Annotated in this window: 2 protein-coding genes; both read right to left on the bottom strand. The window is 38.0% G+C overall.

The annotated features are described in order from the left end of the window. Positions 1-277: 277 nt before the first annotated feature. Positions 278-958: a hypothetical protein gene (locus ACM0OP_RS24100; protein ID WP_414530933.1), complete on the bottom strand. Its 681-nt coding sequence runs from the start codon at positions 956-958 to the stop codon at positions 278-280. Between the two features lie 26 nt (positions 959-984). Continuing rightward, on the bottom strand, positions 985-1,421 hold a 437-nt coding region (locus ACM0OP_RS24095; RefSeq protein WP_414530932.1), incomplete at its 5' end, for a hypothetical protein.

Raw genomic sequence — 1,421 nt, 5'->3', positions numbered from 1 at the left:
AATTGCCGAAAGTACCTGTCTGGTCTAATAATCCACCAAAGGCATCATAAGTATATCGGTCGCCCAATCACCAACTTTGATATCCTATAGTGGAAATTTCAATGCTCATGAAGGAGAATTTAGTATTTTCTGCATCCTTAGCGAGGATTCTTGAGATTGTTTAAAAACTTGTATTTCACTTATTGCTGTCTTGGCGACAAGTGAACGAAAAAACTATTTTGCTTTCACTTATTAAGCTAAATTCGTGATAAGCAATTGCAATTTCCAACTATATCATTTAGTTCACTATGATACTCCAATCATTGCCCAATAAGATTTTATGTCTCTCCAGTGAATTTAGAGCATACCACTCCACAATACTTTTATACTCAGTGTCAATATAGGCGATAACTGGTTTTGTATTAGCTTGGCATGGCTGTAAGCTTTTAGAAAATCTTACCTCACCTGAAACTATCATTTCCAGCGTTTCACGAATTGTAGGAACTCCCTGCGGTTCCTCCGCTAGAATACGATTTTCTAACCAACTTATTATTTGATTGGATGAGAGTGTATTAGGAAGTGAAGGAATATTCAAAAGCCAAAGCAATAGATAGTCTGAACTACTTAAAGCTACTAAATCATTTAATTCAGTTGGGTCGTAACGTAACTTAACCCACAAGTCCTGAACTCTACTGAATAGAAGCGCAATTGTTCCTAATTTACGTTTAGAGAAAAATTGAGATACATCTACTTCATGTAAAGTTGGAACGAGAACAACATATTTGTCAATACGACGTAGTGCATGATGAAACATAAGTTCTGAATAAGTGAAATTAAGCTTTAGTTCTATTTCTCCATACTGACTAGTCACAAGTTGATCGCAATTACCATCGAAAATTACTCCTACTTTGGGGATAGTAAGACAAATTTTTTCATCATATCCTTGACCTGTCACTAGATACTCCAATTCGCCAGTCATGTCAACACCTTTTTTTGTACCTAACTTTAAAGCTGATCTAAGGTAGGCAGTTCCCACCTTTTTGAAAAACGCTCCCAATCTTTTTCAGGGATAAATGTTCTGTGTTCGATTTGTCTATCTGCATTCACAGTTATATGAAAAACTCCATCAGTATCTCCAATCGAGCCACGTGCTAGGAACTCTTGACGACCATCAGGACGAGTGATATCTGGCGGTCTATCTAAGATATCAGGTTCAAGGCTTCGCGGAAAATTATGAAAGCGAGGATCTTCTCCCATCCTTTGTGCAGCGCGAGGCGAAAGCGGCAGCCAATCATTATTACTGCCACCTGGAGAACCACAAAACGCATTATGAACCAGAATCCCTAAATCAGAAACAAAATAAGTATGAAACCCCTCAACCTTGAAGTTATAAACCTCAAACTTACCTTCCCGCTTCTCAACCCCATCAACATCAACAACCC

Origin of the sequence: Nodularia chucula CCY0103 (assembly GCF_963923915.1) — a bacterium.
GTDB lineage: Bacteria > Cyanobacteriota > Cyanobacteriia > Cyanobacteriales > Nostocaceae > Nodularia > Nodularia chucula.
The sequence above is the reverse complement of the archived record's forward strand: the minus strand, read 5'-3'. Positions and strand labels throughout refer to the sequence as shown.